Annotated in this window: 18 protein-coding genes and 1 other RNA gene; 8 read left to right on the top strand and 11 right to left on the bottom strand. The window is 70.4% G+C overall.

Annotation, left to right across the window (positions count from 1 at the left end):
- Window positions 1-2: 2 nt before the first annotated feature.
- Window positions 3-8,345 (bottom strand): choice-of-anchor Q domain-containing protein, encoded by an 8,343-nt coding sequence (locus ABEA33_RS05510; protein WP_345525656.1) that lies wholly within the window; start codon window positions 8,343-8,345, stop codon window positions 3-5.
- Window positions 8,346-8,431: 86 nt separating this feature from the next.
- Between ABEA33_RS05510 and ABEA33_RS05505 the strand changes: the two genes are divergently transcribed.
- The 3 genes from ABEA33_RS05505 to ABEA33_RS05495 all read left to right on the top strand — a co-directional run bounded on the left by ABEA33_RS05505 (window position 8,432) and on the right by ABEA33_RS05495 (window position 12,568).
- Window positions 8,432-10,474, top strand: coding sequence for a LuxR C-terminal-related transcriptional regulator (locus ABEA33_RS05505; RefSeq protein ID WP_345525655.1), 2,043 nt, complete (start codon window positions 8,432-8,434; stop codon window positions 10,472-10,474).
- 80 nt (window positions 10,475-10,554) lie between these two features.
- Window positions 10,555-11,706: a pre-peptidase C-terminal domain-containing protein gene (locus ABEA33_RS05500; protein ID WP_345525654.1), complete on the top strand. Its 1,152-nt coding sequence runs from the start codon at window positions 10,555-10,557 to the stop codon at window positions 11,704-11,706.
- Between the two features lie 55 nt (window positions 11,707-11,761).
- Complete coding sequence (locus ABEA33_RS05495) at window positions 11,762-12,568, top strand: slipin family protein (RefSeq protein ID WP_345525653.1); 807 nt, start codon at window positions 11,762-11,764, stop codon at window positions 12,566-12,568.
- 248 nt (window positions 12,569-12,816) lie between these two features.
- Here ABEA33_RS05495 and ABEA33_RS27395 read toward each other — a convergent pair whose 3' ends face one another.
- Window positions 12,817-13,200 carry a DUF7134 domain-containing protein gene (locus tag ABEA33_RS27395; protein WP_425577336.1) on the bottom strand — a complete coding sequence of 128 codons (384 nt, stop codon included), beginning with the start codon at window positions 13,198-13,200 and terminating at the stop codon, window positions 12,817-12,819.
- 116 nt (window positions 13,201-13,316) lie between these two features.
- On the opposite strand from ABEA33_RS27395, the gene ABEA33_RS05490 reads away from it, so the two are divergent.
- Genes ABEA33_RS05490 through ABEA33_RS05480 form a run of 3 tightly spaced genes read left to right on the top strand, consistent with a single transcriptional unit; the run spans window position 13,317 to window position 17,671 of the window.
- Entirely contained in the window at window positions 13,317-15,851 is a 2,535-nt protein-coding gene (locus ABEA33_RS05490) for an MMPL family transporter (RefSeq protein WP_345525652.1), read from the top strand.
- 3 nt (window positions 15,852-15,854) lie between these two features.
- Entirely contained in the window at window positions 15,855-17,030 is a 1,176-nt protein-coding gene (locus ABEA33_RS05485) for a sensor histidine kinase (RefSeq protein WP_345525651.1), read from the top strand.
- Window positions 17,027-17,671 (top strand): response regulator, encoded by a 645-nt coding sequence (locus ABEA33_RS05480; protein ID WP_345525650.1) that lies wholly within the window; start codon window positions 17,027-17,029, stop codon window positions 17,669-17,671. Before ABEA33_RS05485 ends, ABEA33_RS05480 begins: the two co-directional genes overlap by 4 nt.
- On the opposite strand, the gene ABEA33_RS05475 is transcribed toward ABEA33_RS05480, so the two are convergent.
- The 3 genes from ABEA33_RS05475 to rnpB all read right to left on the bottom strand — a co-directional run bounded on the left by ABEA33_RS05475 (window position 17,668) and on the right by rnpB (window position 18,721).
- Window positions 17,668-18,006, bottom strand: coding sequence for a nuclease-related domain-containing protein (locus ABEA33_RS05475; RefSeq protein WP_345525649.1), 339 nt, complete (start codon window positions 18,004-18,006; stop codon window positions 17,668-17,670). The genes ABEA33_RS05480 and ABEA33_RS05475 overlap by 4 nt on opposite strands.
- Before the next feature lies 1 nt (window position 18,007).
- Entirely contained in the window at window positions 18,008-18,160 is a 153-nt protein-coding gene (locus ABEA33_RS05470; protein ID WP_345525648.1) for a hypothetical protein, read from the bottom strand.
- Between the two features lie 156 nt (window positions 18,161-18,316).
- An RNA gene (rnpB, locus tag ABEA33_RS05465) (RNase P RNA component class A) lies at window positions 18,317-18,721 on the bottom strand.
- Between the two features lie 152 nt (window positions 18,722-18,873).
- Between rnpB and ABEA33_RS05460 the strand changes: the two genes are divergently transcribed.
- Both ABEA33_RS05460 and ABEA33_RS05455 read left to right on the top strand, forming a co-directional pair.
- Window positions 18,874-19,419, top strand: coding sequence for a GNAT family N-acetyltransferase (locus tag ABEA33_RS05460; protein WP_345525647.1), 546 nt, complete (start codon window positions 18,874-18,876; stop codon window positions 19,417-19,419).
- Window positions 19,420-19,436: 17 nt separating this feature from the next.
- A complete protein-coding gene (locus ABEA33_RS05455) occupies window positions 19,437-19,853 on the top strand; it encodes a tetratricopeptide repeat protein (RefSeq protein ID WP_345525646.1) in 417 nt (138 codons plus the stop codon).
- Window positions 19,854-19,856: 3 nt separating this feature from the next.
- On the opposite strand, the gene ABEA33_RS05450 is transcribed toward ABEA33_RS05455, so the two are convergent.
- The 6 genes from ABEA33_RS05450 to map form a co-directional block, all read right to left on the bottom strand.
- On the bottom strand, window positions 19,857-20,429 hold the full coding sequence (locus tag ABEA33_RS05450) for a hypothetical protein (protein WP_345525645.1): 573 nt from the start codon (window positions 20,427-20,429) through the stop codon (window positions 19,857-19,859).
- A 50-nt stretch (window positions 20,430-20,479) separates the two neighbouring features.
- Window positions 20,480-21,433 carry a hypothetical protein gene (locus tag ABEA33_RS05445; protein ID WP_345525644.1) on the bottom strand — a complete coding sequence of 318 codons (954 nt, stop codon included), beginning with the start codon at window positions 21,431-21,433 and terminating at the stop codon, window positions 20,480-20,482.
- Between the two features lie 49 nt (window positions 21,434-21,482).
- Complete coding sequence (locus ABEA33_RS05440; RefSeq protein ID WP_345525705.1) at window positions 21,483-22,322, bottom strand: transglutaminase family protein; 840 nt, start codon at window positions 22,320-22,322, stop codon at window positions 21,483-21,485.
- A gap of 2 nt (window positions 22,323-22,324) precedes the next feature.
- Window positions 22,325-23,251, bottom strand: coding sequence for an alpha-E domain-containing protein (locus ABEA33_RS05435; RefSeq protein ID WP_345525642.1), 927 nt, complete (start codon window positions 23,249-23,251; stop codon window positions 22,325-22,327).
- On the bottom strand, window positions 23,245-24,828 hold the full coding sequence (locus tag ABEA33_RS05430) for a circularly permuted type 2 ATP-grasp protein (RefSeq protein ID WP_345525640.1): 1,584 nt from the start codon (window positions 24,826-24,828) through the stop codon (window positions 23,245-23,247). The genes ABEA33_RS05435 and ABEA33_RS05430 overlap by 7 nt, the downstream gene beginning before the upstream one ends.
- Window positions 24,829-24,905: 77 nt before the next feature.
- On the bottom strand, window positions 24,906-25,760 hold the full coding sequence (map, locus tag ABEA33_RS05425) for a type I methionyl aminopeptidase (RefSeq protein ID WP_345525638.1): 855 nt from the start codon (window positions 25,758-25,760) through the stop codon (window positions 24,906-24,908).
- Between the last annotated feature and the right edge of the window lie 84 nt (window positions 25,761-25,844).

Below are 25,844 nucleotides of genomic sequence, written 5' to 3'. Positions count from 1 at the left end.
CGTCAGCGGTTGACCGGCCTGTTGGCGACTCTCTTCGTCTTGGCCGAGGTCAAGGAGGCGCTGGCGTAGCCGGTCGCAGCCGCGGTGATCTTGACGCTGAGCTGTTTGCCCCGCTGGGCGGTGCCGATCTTGAAGGTCGACCTGGTGGCCTTCTTGATCACCGCGCCGTTCGCCAGCCACTGGTACTTCAGGGCGATCTTCGAGGCGCCGGCCTTGAAGCTGCCCGGTCGGGCGACGAGCTTCGCGCCCACCTTGGCCTTGCCCCTGATCGCGACCGATCCGCTGTGGGTGATCCTTCCGGGCTTGACCTTGGCGGTCGCCGCGGCCGCCATCAGCCGGGCCGTGTAGCCCGTCTCGGTGCCGGTGACCAGGACCGTGATGCTCTTGTCGAGCTGCGCCGGGCCAACCGTGAGCGTCGCGGAGGTGGCGTCCGCGATCGGTACGCCGTCGGCGTACCACTGCAGCGTGGTGTGTACGGCGCCCGGACCCCAGGCGCCGACCTCGACGCTGATCGTGTCGCCGACCGCCGGTGCCGCCTTGCTGATCACCGGAGTGGCCGGGGTCAGATCGCCGGGCTCGACGGTGACGGTGGCCGTCTTCGTGACCGAGGTGTAGCCGGGCCTGCCGCCGCTGACCGCCAGGGTGAGGGTGCGACCCAGCTGATCCGCGGTGATCCCCAGAGGCCCATCGGCTCCGAGGACGGTGTCGCCGTCCTTCCACTGGTAGTGGAGGGTGACGCCGTCGTCCCAGGTGCCGGGATTGGCGGTCAGGGTGGTGCCGACCTTGCCCGGGCCCGAGATGGTCGGGGTCGGTGTTGCGGTGAGGTCGCCGTCGGTGACGGTGATGCCGGTCGACTTCTTGGTGGCGTCGGCGTACCCGTCCTTGTGGCCGGTGACCGTGACGGTGATGGTGTGGCCGTTCATGGTCGGGGTGAGGGTGAGTTGCGCGGAGTCGGTGCCGACGGCGGTGTCGCCGTCCTTCCACTGGTAGTGGAGGGTGACGCCGTCGTCCCAGGTGCCGGGGGTGGCGGTCAGGGTGGTGCCGACCTTGCCTGTGCCGGAGATGGTCGGGGTCGGTGTTGCGGTGAGGTCGCCGTCGGTGACGGTGATGCCGGTCGACTTCTTGGTGGCGTCGGCGTACCCGTCCTTGTGGCCGGTGACCGTGACGGTGATGGTGTGGCCGTTCATGGTCGGGGTGAGGGTGAGTTGCGCGGTATCGGTGCCGACGGCGGTGTCGCCGTCCTTCCACTGGTGGTGGAGGGTGACGCCGTCGTCCCAGGTGCCGGGATTGGCGGTCAGGGTGGTGCCGACCTTGCCCGGGCCCGAGATGGTCGGGACGGGCATTGCGGTCTGGGTGGCCAGGGCGATCGGGCCGACACCGTTGCTCGTCGCGTAGGCCTTGCCGTCGAGCGCCTGCTCGCGCGGGCTGTCGTCGGACGCGTCGTAGCGCCACTCGACGTCGACCGTGATGGTGTGGCCGGCGTCCGCGGGCTGGAGCGCGTACGAGCTCACCGCAGCGCAGTTGCCGCCATCGCTGCAGGCACCTCCGGCTCCGCCGATCACGTCCCCGTCGCGCAGCCAGGTGTACGTCCAGTGCTGCGGCAGCCAGGTCCAGGTGCCGTTGGTGACGGTGAGCAACTTGCCGACGACCGCCGTGCCGGACAGCTCCGGCGCGGTCTTGTTGAGCACCGGCCAGACGTGCGCGCGGCCGGGCGCGCTGGTCACCGTCACCGGGTCGTAGCCGGGGGCGGTCGCCGTCACAGTGACGGTGATCGTGTGGCCGACGTCGGCGCTGTCGAGGTAGTAGCGGTTGCCGCCGAGCACCGAGACGACCGAGTCCTCGTCGCGGAACCACTGGTACGAGCCGAGCGTGGTGCCGGCCGGCAGGTCCGGTACGACGGCGCAGACGACCTGGCCGAGCGCGAGCGCGTCCTGCGACGTCAGGCCGGTGCAGCTGCCGCTGCTCGCATCGACCTGGAGCCGGGGGAGCTCGACGTCGAGCGCCGGGACCCGTAGCGCGTCGCTGATCATCGTCTTCGGTTGGTAGCCGGGCGCAGTCCCGGTCACCCGGACGGAGAGGTAGTCGTGCGTCGACCCACTGGGCACGATGTACGTCGAGCTCGTCGCACCGTCGACTTCGACCTCGCCGCTGCCGTCGTTGACGTACCACTGGTAGTCGAACGTGGTCTCCGAGGGCCAGTCTCCCCGGACCGCGGTGAGCTTGCTGCCGATCAGCGCGTGCGTGGTGTCGCTCGAGCCGGGCGGCGCGGTGATCGCGATCGTCGGCTGCGGCGCGTCGGTGAGGATTCCGTTGGCGACGGCGTTGCTGGCGGTCGCCGTGAAGGTCCAGTTGTCGTAGCCGTCCCCGTGCGCGGTGACCGCGACGGAGATCGTGGCGCCGAGATCGGCCGCCCGGGCGACGTAGCTCGCCGCGTCGGGTGCATCGGCGATGGGGGTGCCGTCTCGCTTCCAGACGTAGTCGATGCGCTGCGGCTTCTCGTTCCAGGTCGGGAACGCGATCGAGAGGGTCTGCCCGACGGTCGGCCCTCCGAAGTTCGTGTACTGCGCCTGACCTGCGACGAACTTGCCCGTCTGCACGACCCGCGTCGTGCCGCTGGTCCAGGCGTACGGCGCGGTGCCGTCCGCGGTCGCCGTCACCTTCACCTTGAGCTGCCGGTCGAGGTCGGCCAGGCGCGGGGTGTAGGTGGGCTTGTCCGCGGCGCCCGCGATGCTCGCGCAGCTGATGGGCGCGATGCGGGTGCAGCGGACCCACTCGTAGTGGGGCGTGACGTCGTCGGTGTCGAAGGACGGCGGCGTCACGGCGACCTGCGTGCCGTAGAACTGGGGGGCGTCGGTGTCGAGCGCCGGGTCCGTGTCGGCAATGAGCTCCGGAACTGCGGGGGCGTACTTCGCGTACAGGTGGACCGGGCCGTCGAACCACGCCCGGGCACGCACCGGATCGGTCAGCGCGGCGTCGAGGTACCACCCGGCGAACTCGGAGCCGGTCAGCGTCGGCTCGACGTACGACAGCAGGCGGTGGCTGGGTTCGTACAGGCGCGTGTCGCCGTCGTTCACGTAGTCACCCCCGTCACCGCCGTTGAGGTGGAACGTCGCCGGGTGGCCGAGAGCGACGAAGAACCCGGTGCACGACGCGTCGTTGCACAGGCCCACCGTCGGGCCGCTGGCGCCTTCGAACTCCTGGGCGCCGGACTCGACACTGATCTCGGCGCCGGGAGCATCGACGCCGGACGCGGTGTCGGTGGGGTAGCCGCTCTCGGTGTCTGCGAACTCGGTGCCGTGGATGGTGAGCGTGCCTCCGGCCGCCCCGCCGTCGCCCGCCCCGACGCCGGCGCCGGCTGCTCCATCGGACCACGAGTGACTCATCGTGCTCAGGAAGCCACCGGAGACCGTGACGGTGCCGCCGTCGGCCCCGGCGCCACCGCCGATGCCGGCGCCCCCGGTGCCCGTGGCCAGGACGGCGCCGCTGCGTACGACGAGCGTGCCCGCCGCCTGCCCGACAGCACCGCCGATGCCCGCTGCGCCGTCGCCGCCGACCGCGTCGAGCTGCCCGCCGCCGACCGAGTCGACCACGGTGAGCGTCGCCCCGGCCGGCAGGTCGATACCGGCGCCGTGGCTGCCGCCGTCGAGCCGCCAGGACCTGCCGCGCAGGTCGAGCACCACGTCGTCGTCGGACTGCAGCACGAGCTGACACCCGGTGACGAACGAGTGGCAGTCGCCGGCGGCGAGCGGGATCCAGCTGGCGTAGATGGTGAAGCTCGTCCGCGACTCGGGGTCTGTCGACGCGGTCTCGCTGGTGTAGCTCCACGCCGGACCCGTCGCTGAGCCCTTGCGCCATCCGCCGAACACGTAGCCGAGCCTGGTGGGCTCGGTCAGCTGGACGTGGTCGGGGTTCGTGAGCGGGCCGCCGGGCGCGGTGTCGGTGCTCGTGCCGCCCTGCAGGTCGACCGTGAGCAGGCCGCTCGGAGCGAACGCGATCCCGTCCGACTCGTCGTCGACGTGGATGGTGCTCAGCCGGGTCGGCGTCGCTCCGCCGGTCGGCTCGGTCCAGGTGATGGCGGCCCCGACCGCGCTGTCGGGCGCGCTCACCGTCGTCGGCGCACCGCTGTAGCTCGCGCCGGTGAACCTCACCGTGCCGCCGTCCAGCGAGGCCGCGCAGTCGCCGGGGATGTCGACCGCGCCGCCCCAGTTGGCCAGCGTCGCCGCGTCTGGCGCGGCGCCGGAGCCGATGCCTGCTGCGCCGGTCATCTGGCCGTCGGCGTACGAGACCGCAGATCCGGAGACGCCGTCGATCGCGACGTCACCCGCGCTTTGGCAGATCCCGCCGCCGATCGCCGCGGCGCCGGCGTGCGCGGTGAGGGTCAGCCTGCCGCCACCGATCGAGTCGATCACGCGCAGGTCGGCGTCGGCCGGTACGCCGATGGCGGGCAGGCCGAACGGCGCGTCGATGCTCAGGTCGTGGCCGGCGAGGTCGAGGGTCGCGTCGTCGTCGGACCTCAGCTGCAGCTGGTCGCCGACGCCGTCGCTGTCCGCCGCCGCCGTGAGGTCGGCGCCGAGCTTCACGGTGACCGTCCGCCGCGCCTGGACGATGCCGCCGCCGCGCTGGAACTGCTGGGAGAGGTCGCCCCAGGTGGCGACGGTGCCGCCGCTGACGACGACGGGGAAGCTCGCGACGGTGACGTTGCCGGCGGCGTCGGTCGCCGAGCACGACACGGTCGACGTGCCCGGCGGGAAGACGCTCCCGGACGCCGGGGCGCAGGACGGCGTCAGCGCGGCACCGGTCGCGCTCGTGGCCGTGGCGCTGAAGCTCACCGGCACGCCGGAGCCGTCCGGCGAGGTGCCGAGGGCTGACGACGGGACGTTGAGAACCGGGCCCGTGCCGTCTGCGACGGCCACGGCGAACGAGATCTTCGCAGTGTTGCCCGCGGCGTCGGTCGCGGTGCAGACGACGAGGGTGGTGCCCTGCGCGAAGACCGAGTCGTCGGCCGGGTCGCACACGGCCTTGCCGGTCGCCGGCGCGTCATCGGTGAACGGCACGTCGAGACCGACGTGCACGCCGTCCCCGCGCTTGTCCTGGGTGATCGTCGGCGTGCCCACGACCGGCGGCTGGAGGTCGCGCACGGACACCTCGAACGTGCCGGTGACCGTCTGGCCGTTGCCCGTCGCCGAGCAGTGCACGGTGGTCGTGCCGACCGGCACCGTCGCGCCGTCGGCGACGCTGCAGGTCGCGGCGTACCTGCCGTTGATCGGATCGGTGACGCTCGCCGTGTAGTGCACCCGGTCCGACTGGCCGGGGACGGCGTTGCTCAGCGTGATCGCGTCCGGCAGCGAGAGCACCGGCGTCGCCGAGTCGTAGTCCCAGACATCGGAGGTGACCACGGAGATCCAGGTGCCCGGGTCGGCGTTCAGGTCGACGGAGACCGTCACGGTGTGCTTGCCGCCCGTGGCGTACGGATGGGTGAAGGTCGCCCAGTCGCCCGTCGAGCCAGGCCAGCCGTCGACGGTGTCGACGGTGCCGTCGCCCCAGTCGATCCGCGTGTGCGCGATGTCGCTGGCGGTGGGGTGGTTGATCGGGCCGAGCCGGACGTTGCCGGCGGTGTTGGGGTTGCCGGTCCCGATCTCGTAGACCCGGTTGATGTCGGCAGTCACCTGGCTGACGACGTTGAACGCGACGGGGTGAGTGTGGGTCACGCTGCTGGGTCCGGAGCCGTCCGGGTTGAAGACGACGGAGGTCGCGTCGTTGCTGACGATCACGCCGTCTTGGAGGACGAGCCTGTTGAACGAGTTCAGGCCGGTGCCGTCGGAGGTGCAGTCGAAGGTCGTCGTCAGCGTCGTGCCGTCCACGCTGGTCTGGGTGTTGGTCGGCCCGGTGAGATGGCGGCCGCAGACGATGGTCCAGGTGGGGTCGGCGGCGAGCGCGACGAGGTCGTCGTGTCCGTCCCTGATCGTGAACGTGTAGTGCGCGATCGTGTCGATCGGGATCCGACCGGGACCGGTGAGGGTGCCGAACTGCGTGGGCTGGTCGGTGACCGTCATGAAGCCGACGATCGGACTCCCGCTCTTGTCGAACTGGTCGTCGACGACCGTCGCGGTGAGCTGCGACCCCACGCCCGCGCCGCCGGAGCCGAACGTGCAGTCGAAGGCGAACGAGTGTGCGGCGACCGTGAGCTCACTGAGCGTCGCCTGCGCGCCGCAGCTCGGCGCCTGCGCGAACGACCAGCTCGCGTCCTCGTCCGGGTCGGTGACGGTGACGACGTAGTGGTGGGTGGAGAACTCGTCGACCACGGCGTTGAGGCGGGGCTTGGCCGCGCCGCCGTCCATCGAGACGCTCAGGGTCGGCGCGGTGCTGGCGGACCGCAGGACGCGGAACGGCGTCGCCGTGGCGACCTTGAGCCACTGGTCCACGGCGCCCACCCAGAGCTCGGCGCTGGCCGGGCCGGCCTCGGAGAAGCTGACCGGGAGCAGCGAGAGGTCGCGCAGTGGATCGCCGTTCTTGTCCTCGTCGTACTCGTGCTGGACGCCGTTGCTGAAGACCGTGAGGCGGTAGCGCGCAGCCGGGTCGGTGATCACCGGAGCGGAGAAGAAGTACTTCAGCGCGTAGTCCTGGGTGATCCCCTTGTAGCCGTTGGGGTTGCCGCCGTTCGCGGCGACCCACGCAGGGTCGAGCACCGGGCCGGTGAGCGTCGTCGTCGGCCAGGTGAAGTGGTCGACCGAGCCGATGTCGCAGCCGCCGTCGCTCGTGTCGCGCGGCAGGCCGCGCTGGTCGTGCGTCGGGCAGTACGCCGGGTCGCCGGCGTCCAGCAGTGGGCTGTCCGCGGAGGGCGCGAAGCTCGGTGTGGTGCCACCGTTGAGCGCCGGGCTCGAGGGCAGTCCGGAGCCGCCGGTTGCGGCGGCGGTGCAGGCGCCGCCGTCGGTCAGGTCGCCGAAGTTGCTGTGCAGCGTGTAGGTCAGCGGCTCGTTGGCGTGGGCGCCGTCGTCGGCGTACCCGGCCGTCGTCGCGCTGCACGGGGCCCGGGTGCTGCCGCTCGAGACCTTGATGACCGAGTTGGCGAGGTCGATCGTGCCGCCGTACGCCCCGGCGATGACGTCGCCGGTGTTGTCGGAGTAGTTGTCGACGAAGACGGAGTTGCGGACGTTCACGGTGGTGGCGACGTTGGAGATCGCGCCGCCGTAGCTCGCGCCGTTGTGCTGGAACGTCGAGTTCGTGATCGTGACCGCGCTGTGCGCCGCCACGGCTCCGCCGCGACCGCCGAGGTTGCCGTTGTCGATGAAGCTGCTCGCATCGATCGTCGCCGCGGCGCCGGAGATCGCCACCGCGGCACCGTCGCCGTACATGCCGCCGACGCTGCCCATCCCGAGCAGGTTGGTGCCACTGGAGCCGGGGCCGCCGGCGACGTTCGTGCGGAACGTCGAGTTCGTCACCTCCAGGTGACCGAAGGCCCCGATCGCGCCGCCGTCACCGCCGTTGCCGCCGTTGCCCGCGGCGGCGAACGGCCGTCCGGAGTCCGCGCCCTGGCCACCTGCGCCCGCCCGGTTGCCGGTGAACGTGCTGCCGTCGACGATGACCCAGCTGCCCGGGCTGCCGTAGACGGCGCCCCCAGCGCCGCCGGCACCGCCGGTGCTGCGCGGGTTGTTCGAGTAGCCCTGGTGGCCGGTGCCTGCGGCGTTGCCGATGAAGGTCACGTCGTTGAGGCGGAGCGTGCCGACGCTCGCGATCGCGCCACCGTTGCCGCCGTCGTCCGCGTTGGCGTCGGAGCACCCGGAGATGCCACCGAGCGGTCCGCAGAGCTCGGTCATGAACGGGTCGGCGTGGATGCCGGCGCCGTGCGGCGCCGCGCCGCCGGAGAGGGTGAGGTCGTTGACGGTGAGCTCGGAGGAGGTGTTCTGCACCGCGAGGAACCGGTAGCGGGCGCTGCCGGTGCGTGCGAACGTCGACCCGTTCCCATCGATCGTCACCCGGACGGTCGTCGCGTAGTAGCCGCCTCCCAGGGACGGCAGAGCGCTCGCCCCGTCGAAGGCGCCGGTGAAGTCGTAGGTGCAGTCGTCCGCCAGGACGATGTGGTCGCGTTCGCCGTTCTGCGCGAGCCGGTGACCGCTCTGCAGCTCGTCGTACGACCAGTAGCCGCCGATGTCCTTGAACGCGTTGAGCAGGTCGGTGACGCCCTGGGCCCCGCAGCCGATCGTGTACGTGTGGTCGTACGTCGCGGCGGCAGCGGCGGGAGCGGTCCGGGTGACCGCCGGGACGGACGCCAGCGCTCCGGCGGCGAGCACGCCGATCGCCGTGTGTGCAACGACCCTGAACCCCGAGCGTCCCCTGCTGATCTTCACAGGCGGTTAGCGTATTTCAGCCCGCGATCACGCGACCTAGAGTAAGAATCACTCCAGTCGCCGGGGTCGGCGCCGATAGGTGGGACATGATCGAGCGACTGGCAGGGGTGATCGGCGCGCGGCGTCGTACGGCGGTGCGGGTGCCTGAGTCGCTCGGTGGCGCCGCCGTTGCGGGCCGGATCGCCGATCGGCTCGCGGCGGACGGGTTCCGGGTCATCGACGTCGTCGCGCTGCCCGAGCTGCGTGGTCTGCCGTTGGCCGCGTTCGGCCCCGTGCTCGCCGCTGCGCCAGGGGAGGCCGGCGAGCCGCTCGCCGACCGCGTCCACCGGCTCTACATGGCGACTGCGTCGGCGAAGGTGCAGACCGTGCTCGTGGTCGACGGCGCCGAGCACCTCGACGACGCCTCCGCCGCGGTGATCCATCAGCTGGTGCGCACCTCCGGCGTGCGCGCGTTGCTCGCCGCCGGCGGCCCGCTGCCGGTCGCACTCGATCGACTCGCCGAGTCCGACCAGCTGCTGATCGAGCTCGCCGACCTGCTCAGCGACGAGGAACGTGACGCACTCCGATTCGAGGCCGTACTGCGGCCGCGTGCGCAGGCACCGGTCGATGGCCTCGCGTGGGCGGCAGCACGCGCGCTCTCCGGCGGCGACGTGGCGTTCGCAGCGCAGCTCGCCGGTCGCGCGCTCGACCGGGCCGCCGCGGTGGGGGAGCCGAGGCCCGTCGGCGCGCTCGTCACCCTTGCCGACGCGCTGTCGCTCGGCGGCGAGCTCGACGCTGCCGACGACGCGTACGCCGAGCTGCTCCCGGTCGCGGACGGCCCGGCGCTCGTCGCGGCGGTCGACAACGCGGCGATGCACTGGACGATCCGACGGCACGACCCCGACCGCGCGGCGTCGACCTTGCGTCCCGTGCTCGACGGGGTGACCGACCCCGCCGTACGCGCGGCGCTCGAGACGTCGCTCGCCGAGATCCTGTTCATGGCGGGCTCGGACGGCGCCGGGTCGGATCAGCTGCCGGCGACGGCGGAGGCCGAGTCCGACGACCCGGTCGCCACCATGCGCCGCCTGATCTTCAGCATTCACCAGGGGATGTACGCCGGGGACCTGGCCGCGGCGCGGGCCACCGCCCAGCAGGCTCGCGCCTTCGTCGTCGAGCACCCGAGCCCCGGACGGCCGGCAGCTGAGACCGTCGAGTTCCTCTGGTACCTCCTGTTGGTCGTCGACGCGCGACTCGGCGACGCGGCCGCCCATGCCAACGCGTACCGCGCGCAACATCGCGGCCAGTTCAACGGGATGTGGGACTACGCCCTCGCGCTTCCGCGCTTCCTCGCCGGCGATCTGCCCGGGGCGATGCGCGCGGCGAAGCGCGCCGTGACCCGACTTGCCGAAGGCGACTTCGTCGCCGCCCTGGGCCCGTCCATCGCGTTGCACGCCACGGCCGCCGCTGCGGCGGGCAAGCTCGACATCGCCCGGACCGCCCTCGCCGAACTGCCGCCGGACGGTCGCTTGTGCAACGTGCACACGGACCTCCACGCGGCCGAGGCCGACGCCTGGCTGCTCGTCGCTGACGGGGACACCGATGGTGCCGCGCAGGCGATCGCGGCCGCCGTACGACGCGGCATCGACACCAGCCACACGACCTTCGCCGCGCTCACCGCCGCGACCGCCGTACGGTTCGGGCGGCCCGACGCCGTACTCCCGCTGCTCGAGGAGGCGGCCGCCCTCGCTCCCGAGGCCGCGCTCGTGCCACTGCTGGCTCGCTACGCGACAGTCGCCGCGGCAGGGGACGGCGCCGTACTGCTCGACGTCGCGCGCGACCTCGCCGCCGCCGGCCTCCTCGGCCTGGCCGCCGACGCCGCTGCCACCGCGGCGGCGTACGACGTCCCAGAGGCTGCCGCACTCGCCTCCGGCTACGGCGCCGGCAACGCCACCCCCGACGCCCGTGCGGCCTCCGGCCTCAGCCGCCAGGAGTGGGCTGTCGTCACCGCCGCCGCCGAGCGACTCCGCAACCGGGAGATCGCCGAGCGCCTCGGCCTCTCCGTCCGCACCGTCGAGAACTACCTCGCCAACGCCTTCCGCAAGCTCGACGTCACCCGCCGCGACGACCTCGTCGAGAGGCTGCGGCTCTAGCGAGACTGGTCCTGCCCCGCACGCTGTGGGCTGTGTCCTCCGCCACCCGGGCGGACCGTTGTTGACGAAAGCCCACGGCCTTGCTGGGGGGTGGCTACCGTCACCGCCATGTCGTCGTCACGCGTCCGGTCCATGCCTCGCTCGGACGGTCGCCCCGGCGGCTCCTGTCCCTACTGCTCGGAGCCCTGATCGGGATCGCCGGACTGGTCACCGTCCCGGCGCCGGCCTTCGCGGCGCCCGCGAACGACAACTTCGCGGACGCCCAGGTCCTGACCGGCGCCCCCGTGACCGTCACCGGCAGCAACGCCGCCGCGACCAAGGAACCGGGGGAGCGGAGCCACGCGGACAACGCCGGCGGCAAGTCGGTCTGGTTCTCCTGGACGGCGCCGGACTACGGGAGCGTGGACGTCGACCTCGCCGGCAGCTCGTTCGACACGCTGCTGGCGGTCTACACCGGGGATTCCGTCGGTGACCTGGTCCTCATCGGCTCGGTGGACGACACCCCCTCCGGCGGCCGACAGGGCCGGATCTCGTTCCCGGTTGTCGCCGGCACGACGTACCGGATCGCCGTCGACGGGTACGACGGGGCCTCCGGGTCCATCAAGCTCGCGCTCGACTTCGGCATCGCCACCACCGGTGTCGTCGCCGGCCAGGTCGTGGACGGGCAGCAGGTCGGCCTGGGCCTGGTCTGCGTCGCGGTCTACGGGGAGGACGGAGCCGGGGTCGGGTACGCCGTGACGGACGGGTCGGGCCACTACCGCGTCAACGACGTCGAGCCCGGCGACTACCGCGTGGGGTTCAACGACCTTGGCGGCGCTGCTGGCCTTCGACCTGCCAGTGCAGACGATCCCGGCACTCGACGGGGAGGTCGGACACGCCATGGTCTGCTCCGTCACCTCAACCGGGACCCTCAGGGCAGGCTCGGACCCGCGCAGCGATGGTGCCACCTGGATCTCACCCGATCGGCCCCACGCGACGAACCGCTCGGCCTGACCCGAGACGAACCGGTCACCGATGAACCGGGCCTGGCAGGAAAGGGAGACATCGGCCCGACTGCCGACGCGGATCGGGAGGCGCCGACTGGCGGCGTTAAGACACTGCTGGTGAGCGCGGATCGCGCATGTGTGCGGGTCGCCGCAGACCGGGCCCGGCGGTCTACACGTGTGCGACGTACGGTGCCCGGACGCGATCGCCGCTCATGCCTGAAGCGGCTTCGAGCGATCGGGCCATGACCCGGGGTGGCGACGTACGCTGAAAGGGAGGTTCTCCTCGCCGACCGGAGGCGTCATGGACGTCCTGCTCTACTCGCTGGCTGCGATGGCCGTGCTCGCAGGAGGACTCGGCGCGGCCAGCGCGCGGGTGGTCCAGCAGTTCGAACGCGGCGTCGTGTTCCGAATGGGTCGGGTCCAGCCAGACGCGCGGGGGCCGGGTTTCACCAAGATCATTCCGGTGGTGGACCGCCTGCGAAAGGTCAACATGCAGGTGGTGACCATGCCGGTCCCCGCGCAGGACGGCATCACCCGCGACAACGTGACGGTCCGGGTTGACGCCGTCCTCTACTACCGGGTGGTTGACCCGATCCGCGCCGTCGTAGAGGTCCAGGACTACGCGTTCGCGATCGCCCAGGTGGCGCAGACCTCGCTGCGCTCGATCATCGGGAAGAGTGAGCTCGACGAGCTGTTGTCCAATCGGGAGCACCTTAACCAGGGCCTCGAGGTGATGCTCGACAGCCCCGCCGCGCCTTGGGGCATCGATATCGACCGGGTCGAGATCAAGGACGTCACGCTGCCCGAGACGATGAAGCGGTCAATGTCGCGACAGGCCGAGGCCGAGCGCGAACGTCGGTCCCGGGTCATCACAGCCGACGGTGAGCTCCAGGCGTCCAAGCGGCTGGCCGATGCGGCGAGGACCATGGCCGGGACCCCGGCCGCGCTCCAGCTGCGACTGCTACAGACGATGGTCGAGGTCGCGGCGGAGAAGAACTCGACGCTCGTGCTGCCCTTCCCCGTCGAGATGCTGCGCTACTTCGAGGCGATTGCGTCGGGCACGCCGGACTCAGCAGGGCCCGAGGTGGAGGGGCGCGATTCGCCCTGAGACTCCAGGGCCGCAGAAGGTGGCGACGCTACCGCCGACGCCGGCGCACTTGCGGAAGGATGCAGGTCGACTGCGATCAGCGATCCAAGATTCTCGGTGGGTATTGACCCGAGCTGACCCTGATGCGTTCCCGACTCAGGCAGCCAGAGGAGGACTTCAGCGCGAAGCTCCCGGTCGACCGCATCCTGTAGCCGGCGCCGTTCGGCCGCGTCCAACCGCGCATCCGCATCGGCTGCATGGCGCGACGGTCAGCCATTGGATGTAGCCCGCCGTCCAACCGTCCAGCATGACCACAGCCGTGCCCATCGCGAAGACGGACCCCTCGGCCAACCTGGTCTCAATCGGCTCCCCACCACCGCTCTGGAGAACCTGGGTGAAGAACAAGACGGCGTACGCACGTGCGCCGCATCAGCCAGATACACCACGTCGGTCAACAGGAGCTGGACCAAACCGGCTAGTACCGCCAGCCCGATCATCAACCACACATGGCGGCGACGTAGCGCTAGCGCCAAGGCAAGCAAGCACACCACTGACAACCAGGACCCCTGATTCCGGGCAGCCATGAGGCCAACGAGAACCACAGCGAAGGCGGCAGCCATGACGGCGTCCAGCACGAACTGCCAACGCGGCATCCTCGGCTACCGACCACTCGTCACACACGCCCATCTTGTCCCGTGCTCGGCACGACGTCTCACCCGCTGTGCCGCGTAGCCCAGCGACCTCGACGCTCCTCAGCGCGGCATGCTCGATGTCGCCCGCGTGCCGATCGCCCAACGGGAACAGATCAGTCAGCGATCGGTCGACGGGCATTGGCGGCACTAGGACGCACCCGCGCCGTTGCGGTCGCGTGTATGACCGCGTGTCAGCGGTTCCGCAACCCGAGCGCGCCGATCAGAGAAAAGACCCCGTCCTCGACGTACACCTCATCGCCATCCAGGGTGGTCTCGATCTGCCGCGCGGCGGTAGGCAACAGCCCGAAGTCCTTCCTGGAGGGCGGCAGGTCCAGGGGCGATTCCGGGCAGCCACTTTGCGCCCGCCTCGGCTTCTGTCGTCCGCCCTAGCCGCCCGCCCCAGCCGTCCCGCCGTACTCCGCGTGGAGTACGGCGAAGTGTCTCCTTTGGCCAGACGCACCAGCCTCTGCTGGCTTGAGAGCGTGATCACCATGACTTCTGCACTACGGGCGCCTGGCCACTCCGGTGCCGAGACCAGACCCAAGAAATCACGGACCAAGACCGTGCTGCCGTGGCTCATGCTGGCTGTGTGGATCGGGATGGTGGTGGGCAGCTTCTCACTGGCCGGCAAGCTCGACTCGGTGACTCGCGATAATCAGGCCGACTATCTGCCGGCCAGCGCGCAATCGACCAAGGTGCTCCAGGCCACGGCCGGTCTGCCCGGCGGTGAGGATGGCCTGCTCGTGGTCGTGTACGAACGAGCCGGCGGCCTCCAACCGGGTGATCGGGAGGCGGCCGTACGCGGCTACACCGGACTGGCGGAGCGATTCGGCAACGACACTGATGCGCCTCCGCAGATCGTCGACTCCGACGACGGCACGGCCCTGATGTTCGGGCTACCACTCGACCGCGAGTGGGTCGCCGATGAGGCCGAGGCCATCTCGGTAGCCGATGCACGTGACCTTCTCGCCGACCGACCGGACGGTCTGAACGCATATGTCACCGGTCCGTCAGCGATAGGGGCCGACATGGACGAGGTCTTCGATACCGTCGACGCGAAGTTGATGCTCGCTACTGCTCTCGTGGTAGCGCTCCTGCTGATCCTGACGTACCGCAGTCCGCTGCTGTGGCTGGTCCCGCTCACGGCAGTCGGGGTCGCGGCGATCATGTCGATGGGTGCCGTGTACGCACTCACCCAGGTCTTCAACTTCACCATCACGAGCATGAGCTCGGCACTGCTGATCGTCCTGGTCTTCGGCGCGGGCACCGACTACGCCTTGCTTCTCGTGTCTCGCTACCGCGAGGAACTGCACCACCACGAGCGGCCGATCGACGCGATGCTGGCGGCGCTGCGTGGGGCCGCCCCCGCGATCCTAGCTTCGGCGGGGACAGTAGCAGCCGGCCTGTTGTGCCTGTTGGTCGCGGATCTCAACAGCACCAGCGGTCTCGGCCCAGTGGGTGCAGCGGGTATCGTTTCCGCGCTGCTCGTCATGCTGACGTTCTTCCCGGCCTTGCTGGTGGTGCTCGGGCGCCGGGTCTTCTGGCCGTTCGTGCCGCGCTTCGGGAGTGAGGCACACTCATCTGGATCGGGGTGGGCTCGGCTTGGCGAGCTGATTGCGCGCCGCCGCGTCGTCAGCTGGGCGGTGCCGCTGCTAGTCCTGGGCGCTCTTTCGCTGGGAATAGTGGGGGCCAACGGCTCGCTTCCGCAGCTGGACCAGTTCGCCCGTTCGACACCGGACTCGGTGACCGGGGCGAAGGTGATCGACGAGCGCTTCCCCGATCAAGGCGGTCAGCCGGTCAGGGTGATGAGCCGGCCGGACAAAAGCAGTGACGTCCTGGCCGCCGTCCAAAGTACGCCCGGGGTTGCCAACGCCGAGATTCGCCGGGCCAGCGACGACTGGGTGGAGATCTCAGCGATCCCGGTCGACTCGCCAGAAAGCGCGGGCGAGACGGCAACGATCGAGCGGCTGCGGGCACACCTGCACAAGGTCGCCGGTGAGGACGTGCTGGTCGGCGGGCCGAGTGCCGAACTGCTGGACACGGACGAGACCAACAAGAGCGACCGCAATCGGGTGATGCCGCTGATCCTGCTGGTGGTGCTCGTCATCCTCGGGCTACTGCTGCGGGCGGTCGTCGCTCCGCTCGTGTTGATCGCCACCGTCGTGGTGTCGTTCTTCGGATCCCTCGGACTGTGCAACCTGTTGTTTGAACATGTGCTCGGGTTCGCCGGCTGGGAGTCGTCGGTGCCCCTGATCGGGTTCCTCTTCCTGGTCGCACTCGGTGTCGACTACAACATCTTCTTGATGGACCGGGTACGCGGAGAAGCAGCCCGGTACGGCACCGTCGAGGGCACGAAGCGTGGCCTCGCGGTGACCGGTGGCGTGATCACCTCTGCCGGCGTCGTGCTGGCGGCGACATTCGCGGTGCTCGCCACGCTGCCGCTCGTCATGCTCATCCAGCTTGGGATACTGGTCGCCGTCGGTGTGCTCATCGACACCTTGCTGGTGCGTTCCATCGTGGTTCCCGCACTGACGATGTCGCTGGGTTCGCGGATCTGGTGGCCCAGCAAGCTCTGGCGCGCGAGTGAGGGCAGTGTCGATGACCGTGTGTGAACGATGACGGCGCTCCGTCCGCCAGTAGCCGATTGGCTGCTGGCGGCGGGGTCGTTCATGCTCGGCATCGTCGTCGCGGTGACGCTTGAGTCGGTCGATATGGACCACGAGCGAAGCGTGGATCTGTGGGCGATCGCCCTCCTGGGCGCGATGTCGGTGCCGTTGCTGGCCCGCCGGCGCTGGCCGATCCTCGCCCTCCTCGCGGTCCTCGCCGTCTCTACGCCGTACCACCTCCTCGACTATCCCCATGAGGCCACGATGCCGGCCTCACTTGTGGCGGCGTTCACGGCGGCGCGCTACAGCGAGGCACCGCGGCGGGCCGTCGCTGCCCTGGTGGCGGCGTCCGCGGTGATCGTGCCGCTCGGTGCCGCCGAGGCGTCGGGGGCACCTGGCGATGCTCTCCTCGGAGCGGGCTGGGTGTTCATGGCCTTCTTTGCCGGGTTGGCGGTCCGCTTCCATCAGGACTGGAAGGCCGCCGTCACCGCGCGGCTCGAGCAGGAGCGTGCCGACGAGGTCGAACGGCGGGTCGCCGAGGAGCGAGTCCTGATCGCTGCCGAGCTGCACGACGTCCTGGCGCACGGCCTCGCGGTCGCGAACGTCCAGGCGTCCGTCGCCGCGCACCTGATCGACCAGCTGCCGGGCCGCGGGGATGCGTCGCTACAGGAGCTGTCCAGCACGCTGCACGACCTGTCGGACACGAGCCGTGCCACACTGCATGAGCTGCGTGCCGTTCTGGACGTGCTGCATGGTGGCGAGGCCGAGCCAATCGAACCAGCGCCCGACCTCGGCGAGCTGCAGCGCCTGGTGGAGATGGCAGAGGCTGCTGATGTCCGGGTCGACGTGGAGGTAGGCGGGCTCCCGGACGAGCTACCGTCGACGGTATCCGTCGTGGCCTATCGGATCATCCAGGAGTCGCTCACCAATGTCATTCGACACTCGACGGCCAAGCACGCCACCGTCCGCCTCGACCAGGACGGCCACCGGCTGCGGATCGCGGTTGACGATCCCGGGCCTGCGCGACCGAACTCAACCGTGACATCGGCCGGGTTCGGGATCGCCGGGATGACAGGGCGAGCGCAGGCCGTCGGCGGCGAACTGTCCGCCGGTCCGGGGGGATCCGGAGGATTCGAGGTGTCGGCCAGCCTGCCGCTGCCAGAGATCTGGCGGGTGCCGTCGTGATCCGGGTCCTGCTCGCAGACGACCAGACTCTGGTGCGCGGCGCGTTCGCGCTGCTGGTCAACTCGGCTGATGACATGGAGGTTGTCGGGGAGGCCGGCACTGGCGACGAGGCGGTGACGCTTACCCGGGACCTGCGCCCCGACGTCGTCTTGATGGACATCAGGATGCCGAGCACCAACGGCATCGAGGCGACTCGGCAGATCTGCGCCGCCGATGGACCGAGCGGCAGCAAGGTGCTGATCCTGACCACGTTCGAGACAGACACCAACGTACTGCGCGGCCTTCGCGCGGGGGCGTGTGGGTTCCTGCCCAAGGACACCCGTCCGGACGCGCTGCTGGACGCCATCCGCACCGTCGCGGCGGGGGAGGCGCTGTTGTCGCCCGGCGCGACCAGGGCTGTCATCACCCGTGCCTTGAGTCACCCGGACGCGCCTGCGCCTGAGCGGCTGGCCAGCCTGACGCCACGCGAACGCGAGGTGCTTCGGCTGATCGCCGCGGGCCGAAGCAACCAGGAGATCGCGGACGAGCTGGTCGTCAGCCCGCTGACGGCCAAGACTCACGTGGGCCGCATCCTCGCGAAGATGGGCGCTCGCGACCGGGTCCATCTCGTGATCGCCGCGTACGAAGCCGGGCTCCCCTAGATGACGTGGATGCCGGTCGGGGTGACGGCGATGTGGTCGATGTTGGCGCGGGTGCCGGGGTTGCGGCGGTCGTGGAGTACGCGCATGGTGTCGGAGGAGAGCTCGTTGAGCCGCTGGCCGAGTCGCTCCTCGCCGATGGCGCCGGTGTCCCAGGCGGTTGTCGACTGCGGGTCGTCGGTCATGGCGAGGATGAGGCCGCCGAGCTTGGGGTGGTTCTTGCGGATGCGTGTCTCTCGCTTGGCCTGACGGCGCTCGTACTCACGACGTGCGGAGGCTCCGGGGGTGCCGGCGTCGATCGGGTCTGTCGGTGGTTTCGAGGCTCGCTCCGCTCGCACCTCAACCACCGGGTCCGCGGGGGGAGTGGTCGAGGCAGCGCACGGTCTTCGTCGAGCGTTCGTAGATCGCCTCGGTGCGCGCCTCGAGCGACGTTCCGCAGATACGGCGCGTCCCGGTGTACCGGAGCCTTATCTGCTTCTCGTCGGCGGACACGACCGGACAGTAGCGACTGGCGATGGCGGGCGTCGGCGGTTTGCTGCGGGGGTCTCGACGACGCTCGCTGGCGCTCGCAAGGGTAATTTTCTTGCGAACTATGTGCAGACGACAGCGGTGTCGTGATCGCATTTCCGCAGGTCAGACCCGGTTTTGCGGACGGGCTGGCCTGTAGGCCGGGTTCTGTACGCCGAAGCGTGGCGACCATCCATCTACGACGACCGTTGCCGGCCGCCTCCAGCGATCTACCCGCGCACTCGGGCGGGCAGCCCTCGAACGTGCGCGCATCCGGTGCCCGAGGGCTCCGAACTTCTTGATCTTGCTCCAGGTGGGGTTTGCCTAGCCGGCCGGGTCGCCCCGGCCGCTGGTGGTCTCTTACACCGCCGTTTCATCCTTACCGCCCACCGTCGAAACGGTGGGAGGCGGTCTGTTTTCTGTGGCACTGTCCCGCAGGTTGCCCCGGGTGGGTGTTACCCACCACCTCGCCCTGTGGAGCCCGGACCTTCCTCGGCATCGTGCTCCCTCTCGGTCACACGATGACGCGGTCGCCCAGCCAGCCCGTCCGCGAGTCAAGGATAGGGCAGCGACGTCCGGACGAACGTATGAACAACCCCGATCTGACTCCGCGGGGTGGTTTCGAGGCTCGGCGCTGGCGCGCCTCACACCTCAACCACCGGTGCTGGGCGCGGCGGCCCAACTACGCTGGCGCAGTGGTGGCTGAGGGATACGCGATCAAGGACCTGCAGAGTGGGGACGGGGCGGCGCTGGCGGCGGCGTTCCGGCGCAACCGGGAGCACCTGGAGCCGTGGGACCCAGACCGGCCGGAGAGCTTCTACACCGATGAGGGCCAGGAGGCCGAGGTCGCGCGCAACCTGATGGCGACGGCGGACGGCCGGTCGTACCTCTACCTGGTCTGGTACGACGACCGGGTGGTCGGCCGGGTGATGCTCAGCAATATCGTCCGGGGCGTGCTGCAGTCGGGGACGGTCGGCTACTGGATCGATTACGAGCACCTCGGCCGGGGCCTGGCGAAGGCCGGTGTCGGGCACGTCGTCGTGCAGGCCGCGAGGATCGGGCTGCACCGGCTCGAGGCCGGGACAATGCTGCACAACACCGCGTCCCAGGCCGTGCTGCGCGCCAGCGGGTTCCAGCAGTACGGCATCGCCGAGCGGTTCCTCTTCCTCCGCGGCGAGTGGCGCGATCACGTGCTCTTCCAGCGCATCCTGCACGACGACCCGCCCGGGAATCCCATCCCCTGAGCGGGCGTTGTGGGGGCATGAACGACGACATGCTGCCCACGCCGCCCGTCGTGTTCCCCGGTCAGACGGCGGCACCCGAGTCGGCCTACCGCACGGCGTACGACCTGCTCGCGCGCCGCGCGCCCAAGGAGGCCCTCGAGGTCCTCGAGCCCGCGCTCGAGAAGGACCCCGACAACACCGGACTGCTCAGCCTGCGGGCCTGGGCCTACTTCATCCGCGTGCAGCTCAAGCACGCCCAGGCGGACCTCGAGCGACTGGTGGCCGACAACCCCACCGACGACTGGGCGCAGCACGCGCTCGGTCGTTGCCTGGAGCGTCAGAGCAGGTACGCCGACGCGCTGCCGCACCTACGGCTCGCGGCCGCGATGAGCGGTGACTGGGACTACGGCTTGGCCGTGCTCCGCGTCGAGGAGCAGCTCAACCGCAGCGAGTGAGCCTCAGGACGCCGGGGCGAAGTAGGTCTGCTCGACGGTGTACGACGCGACGTCGTAGTCGTTGCCACCGCTGGTAGAGGTGGACCAGGTGCCCTCGGCCATCAGGCGGCTCGACGTCAGCGTGATCGGGATCCAGTCCGACGTGAAGCTGCCCTCGCCCTGCATCTGCGTGCCGTTGAGCGAGGCGGTGTCGGCGTCCCCGGGCGTCGTCGGCCCCCCGGTGGCCGTCACCCGGAACTGCTCGTGACCCGTCTCCGCCTGGACCGTGAAGATGCCGTCTGCCGGGCCGGACCCCGAGCGGAAGGACAACCCGCCGGGGAAGCGGTCGGAGGCGACCGGGGGCTGGTAGATGCAGATCTGCGGCCCGGGGTAGCTGCACGGCGTAGCGACCGGGCCCCACTGCACCGCGGGCAGGGTCGTGGTCTTCGTGTGCTCGACGAGCGGCTGGTCGGAGACGGTCAGCGGGTTGCTCGCGACGGCCTGGTTGCCCGCGACGTCCGAGGCTACGGCGCGTAGCACGTAGGAGCCGGCGGGTTGCACCGCACCGGCCGCGTCGCGGCCGTCCCATCGCAGCAATGCGCAGTTCTCGCCCTCCCAGTCGTTGACGCAGGGAATGGACTGTGGCTTCAGGGCACGGACGAGAGTGCCATCCGCTCGACGGACGGATGCATCGAGAGAGGTATGACGACGTCCTTGCCGAACTTGAGACGGATCTCGTCGGTGAAGAGGGTTGTGGCCGGGTAGACGGTGGTGCGGGTGTACTTCGTCGTCGCGTCGGGCGCGACCGTGTCGACCCTGACGGGGACGGTGGCGCGTCCCTTGCCGGGCCGCTGCGCGAGCGGTACGGCGATCAGGGTCACCGAGTAGTAGCCGTCGGCGGGCCGCGCGGAGCCCTGCTCCGGCGACCACGTCCAGGTGTGGTGGCCCGCCACCTGGCGGCCGACGCGCAGTCGGTCCACGACCGTGGTCTCGCGCGTCTGGAGCGAGGTGTTGCTGATGACCGCGCGGACCCGTGAGGCCTGCTCCACGTCGTACCCGACGCGGAGGCGGTCCTGGCGGCCGTCGCCGTTGGGGGAGATGAAGTGGATGGTGTGCTCGGCGTCGTTGTCCAGGTCGACCGGGTCGCGCCAGGTGACGACGGTCCGCGCGGTGTCCCGCCGGTCGCCGCTGGGGGTCGACGCGCGGAAGGTCAGGCGGTAGCTGCCGCGGGGGTCGCCGGCGTACGAGCCACGGTCGAAGACGTGCACGATGTCGGACCACCGGACAGTGTGAGTGCCTCGAGCCAGCCGGCACTTGCCGCCCAGGCAGATCACCTGGCCGGGGTGGGCGAGGACCGTCTTGGTGTCGAGGTCGACGACCCGGACGGTCAGGAACGCTCTCCGGCCGAGCGTCACCGGGATGTTGAGCTTCTCGTGGAAGCCGTCCTTGTTGGGCGAGAAGTCGTGACGGAACTTCCCGAGCTTGAGCAGCGGCGCCGGTGCACGATCGTGTGAGTTGCTCGCCTCGGCGGTGGCGAGGCTGAGGGCCGAGCCCACGAGCAGGACGGCGCCGCAGACGGCGATGGCGGCACGACGAAACATGCGGTTTCTCCCCCGAGAAGTGACGGTAGCGCCGCTACCGTATCCGATCTCATCCCAGGCGGGTCAGAATCACGTCCACCGTCATCGCCGACGTCGTGGCACCGGAGAAGATGCCGCTGAGAGGGCGTACGTCGCCGTAGTCGCGGCCGCTGGCGACGCTGACGTACCGGTCGCCCGGTTCGGAGTCGTTGGTGGGGTCGAAGGCGTGCCAGCCGTGGTCCCACCACTCCACCCAGGCGTGCGACTCGCCCGGCACGGACTCGCCGACCTTCGGCCGCGCGTGCGGGTGGAAGTAGCCGGAGACGTAGCGGGCCGGGATGCCGAGCGTGCGCAGGGCGCCGATCGTCAGGTGCGCCATGTCCTGACACACCCCGGCGCGCTGCTCCCACGCGTCAGCCGCGCGGGTGTGCACGTCGGTCGACCCGACGCGGTACTCGACCTCGCGGTGGACCAGCGCGCACACCTCACGGGCGGCGTCACCGGGAAGCCGTGCCTCGGCGCGGATCCGCCTCACCCGCTCGCTCAGCTCCGGGTGCAGCGCCACGGCCGACGTCAGGGCGAGGTACTCCGTGTACTCGTCGGCGACGTCGGGGTCCGCGAGCTGGTCCCAGCCGATCGTCGGCATGCCCGCCGGCGCCCGGTCGGTGTAGACCGTCGACGTCGCGGTCACCGTCATCGTCTCGTGGGGGTCGAGCACCTCGAACGCCGTCACGGCCGTGCCGAAGTAGTCGCGGTAGTCGTACGTCCAGGGTGCGGGGGAGACCTCGACCCGGCTGTGCGACACGATCTGGCCGGGAGTGGTCAGCGGCGTCATCCTGGCCTGGTTGTACGACGCCACCGCGCGGCCGTCGTACTCGAACGTCGTCCGGTGGACGACCCGCAACTGCATGCTCACGACAACACCCCCTGCCAGGTCAGCGACTCGGCACCGGCGAAGTAGCGGCGGGTGATCGCGTCGGTCGCCAGTGCGCAGGTGCGCTGCAGGCGCTCCATCTCGTGCGGGAGGTCGGCGAGCACGTCGGAGAGCGAGCGGTACTCCAGCTCGGCCCGAGTGCGGCCGAGCAGCCGCTGCGCCTCGTTCTGGAAGCCGGCGCGCTGACCGGAGGACTCGAGGTTGTCGACGCACTGCTCGGCACGGTTGAGCGAGAACACCACCGAACGCGGGAAGAGCCGGTCGAGGAGCAGGAACTCCGCGGCGCCCCGGTCGGTCTCGAGACCGCGGTAGGTCCGCAGGAACGCCTCGTAGGCACCGCACGCGCGCAGCGTGCTGGTCCACGGCGAGCCGGTCGAGACGGCGGCGGTGGCGACCAGGCGAGAGGTCATGTCGGCGCGCTCGATGCAGCGACCGAGCATCAGGAAGTGCCAACCCTCGTCACGGGTCATCGTGGCGTCGGCTGTGCCGTTGATCAGCGCCGCGCGCTCGCGCACCCACTGGAAGACCATCGGCGGCCGCATCGACCGGAACTGACCCGACGGGATCGCCCGGTACGTCGTGTTGAGCGCCTCCCACATCGGGACCGACAGCGTCTCGCGGGCTCGGCGAGCGCTCTCGCGCGCGGCACCGAGGGCGGTGGCGATCGAGGTGGGGGAGTCGGGGTTGTAGGCGAGCTGGCGCAGCACGGTCGTCACGTCGACGTCGTCCTCGGGCTCGAGGTCGGCGCCCATGATCGACATCAGCATCCGGCAGGTCTCGCGCTCGTCGATCCCGCTCTCCTCGAGGATCAGCTGGGTCTGCACGTCGAGGATGCGTGCGGTGTCCTCGGCTCGCTCGACGTAGCGGCCGATCCAGAACATCGACTCGGCGATCCGGCTCAGCATCGGGCCACTCCCTGCTGTTGCTGCTGCTGTTGCTCCTGGGCCGATCCTGGGTCGGCCAGCGCCGGGCCGGTCGTCTGCGGTGCGGTCGGTGTCGGGGCCGCGGGTACGACGAGCTCGGGCTCCGGTGGTCGCGTGGCGTGGCCCGTGCCGGCGAGGACCCAGGTGTCCTTGGAGCCACCGCCGCGCGACGAGTTCACGATCAGCTCGCCCTCGGCCAGCGCGACCCGGGTCAGGCCACCCGGGAGCACCCACACCCGCTGGCCGTCGTTGACCGCGAACGGGCGCAGGTCGACGTGCCGCGGACCGAACATCCCGTCGACGTACGTCGGGACCGTCGACAGCTGCACGACCGGCTGCGCGATCCACGAGCGCGGGTCGGCGAGGATCTTGGTGCGCAGCTCGACGAGCTCGGCCGGGGTCGCCCGCGGGCCGATCACGATGCCCTTGCCGCCGCTGCCGTCGACGGGCTTGAGCACGAGCTCGTCCAGCCGGTCGAGCACCTCCTCGCGGGCCTCCGCGTCGCCCACCCGCCAGGTGTCGACGTTCTTGAGGACGGGCTCCTCGTTCAGGTAGTAGCGGATCAGGTCGGGCATGTAGGTGTAGACGAGCTTGTCGTCGGCGACGCCGTTGCCGATCGCGTTGGCGATGGTCACGTTGCCGGCGCGGGCCGCGTCGATCAGGCCGGGGCACCCCAGCATCGAGTCGGCCCGGAAGTGCACCGGGTCGACGAACTCGTCGTCGACGCGGCGGTAGATCACGTGCACCTGGGCGAGGCCCTTGGTGGTCCGCATCATCACCCGGCCGCGGCGGCACTCCAGGTCGCGGCCCTCGACGAGCTCGATGCCCATCGTGCGGGCCAGCAGCGCGTGCTCGAAGTACGCGCCGTTGTAGACGCCCGGCGTGAGGACGACGACCGTGGGGTCGGGCACACCAGCCGGGGCCGACGCGCGCAGCGCGGCCAGCAGGCGCTGCGGGTAGCCCGCCACCGGACGGATCCGGTGGTCGGCGAACGGCTCGGGCAGGGCGGACGAGATCGCCCGCCGGTTGGTCATCACATAGGAGACCCCGGACGGCACCCGGACGTTGTCCTCCAGGACCCGGAACTCGCCGTTGTCGTCGCGGACCAGGTCGATGCCCGAGACGTGGACGCGGACGCCGTTCGGCGGCCGGACCCCCGCGGCCTGGCGGTGGTAGTGCGACGAGGTCACGATCACTCGGCGCGGGATGACGCCGTCGGCGAAGACCTGACCGGCGTCGTACACGTCGGCGAGGAACGCCTCCAGCACCCGGACCCGTTGCTGCACGCCGCGCTCGATCGTCGACCAGGTGTCCGTCTCGATCACCCGCGGCAGGATGTCGAGCGGGAACGCGCGCTCCTCACCTCCGATGTCGAAGGTCACGCCCTGGTCGAGGTAGCTCGCCTGGAGCGCCTCGACCCGGGCAGCCAGGTCGGGGATCGTCAGGTCGTTGAGCGAAGTGCGCAGACGTTCGTACGGCGCACGCAGGACATCGTCGTCGAACATCTCGTCGTACGCCGCTCCGCGCGTCCCCGAGTAGCCCTCGAACAGCGTGCTCATGGGCGAATCCATGCGCGGACGATACCCACTGCGTTGTTACGGGGACGTTGCGTCGCCACTCCGCCTATACCAGGGGCTCAGACCAGGGTCAGGACCTCGGCGCCAGTGGGGGTGACCAGGAGGGTGTGCTCGAACTGCGCGCTGCGGCGACGGTCCGCCGTGACGACCGTCCAGCCGTCGTCCCACATCTCCCACTGGTGCGTGCCGAGGTTGAGCATCGGCTCGATCGTGAACGTCATGCCGACCTCGATCAGGTCGTCGTAGTCGGGCGTGTCGTAGTGAGGCACGACCAGCCCTGAGTGGAACGCGCTCCCGATGCCGTGACCGGTGAACTCGCGTACGACGCCGTACCCGAACCGTGCGGCGTACGACTCGATCACCCGGCCGATGACGTTGAGGCGTCGCCCGGGCTTGACCGCCTTGATCCCGCGCTCGAGCGCCTCGCGGGTCCTCTCGACCAGGAGTCGGGTCTCCTCGTCGACGTCGCCGGCGAGGAAGGTCGCGTTGGTGTCGCCGTGGACGCCGTCGAGGTACGCCGTGATGTCGATGTTGACGATGTCGCCGTCCAGGATCGGGCGGCTGTCGGGGATCCCGTGGCAGACCACCTCGTTGACGCTGGAGCACAGGGACTTGGGGAAGCCGCGGTAGCCCAGCGTCGACGGGTAGGCGCCGTGGTCGCAGAGGAACTCGTGGCCGATCCGGTCCAGCTCGTCGGTCGTGATGCCAGGCGCGACGTGGCTGCCGACCAGCTCGCGAGCCTGCGCGGCGAGCCGGCAGGCAGCGCGCATCCGCTCGATCGTGTCGGCGTCCTTGACCTCGCTCCCGGTGAAGCGCTCAGGCGCCTCGCGGTCGACGTACTCCGGTCGCGGGATCGCCGTCGGGACGGGTCGCCGGGGCGAGACGGTCGCGGGGGAGACGGGCGGGGCGGTCACGACTGAGGACTCTAGTGTCCTGCATGGAAAATGCGGTTCGTTAGTCGTAGGCTGGGGGTATGGCTCGCTCGGGACGTCCCAAGG

The organism is Nocardioides endophyticus (assembly GCF_039543845.1).
In the GTDB taxonomy this organism is placed as follows: Bacteria; Actinomycetota; Actinomycetes; order Propionibacteriales; family Nocardioidaceae; genus Nocardioides; species Nocardioides endophyticus.
The sequence above is the reverse complement of the archived record's forward strand: the minus strand, read 5'-3'. Positions and strand labels throughout refer to the sequence as shown.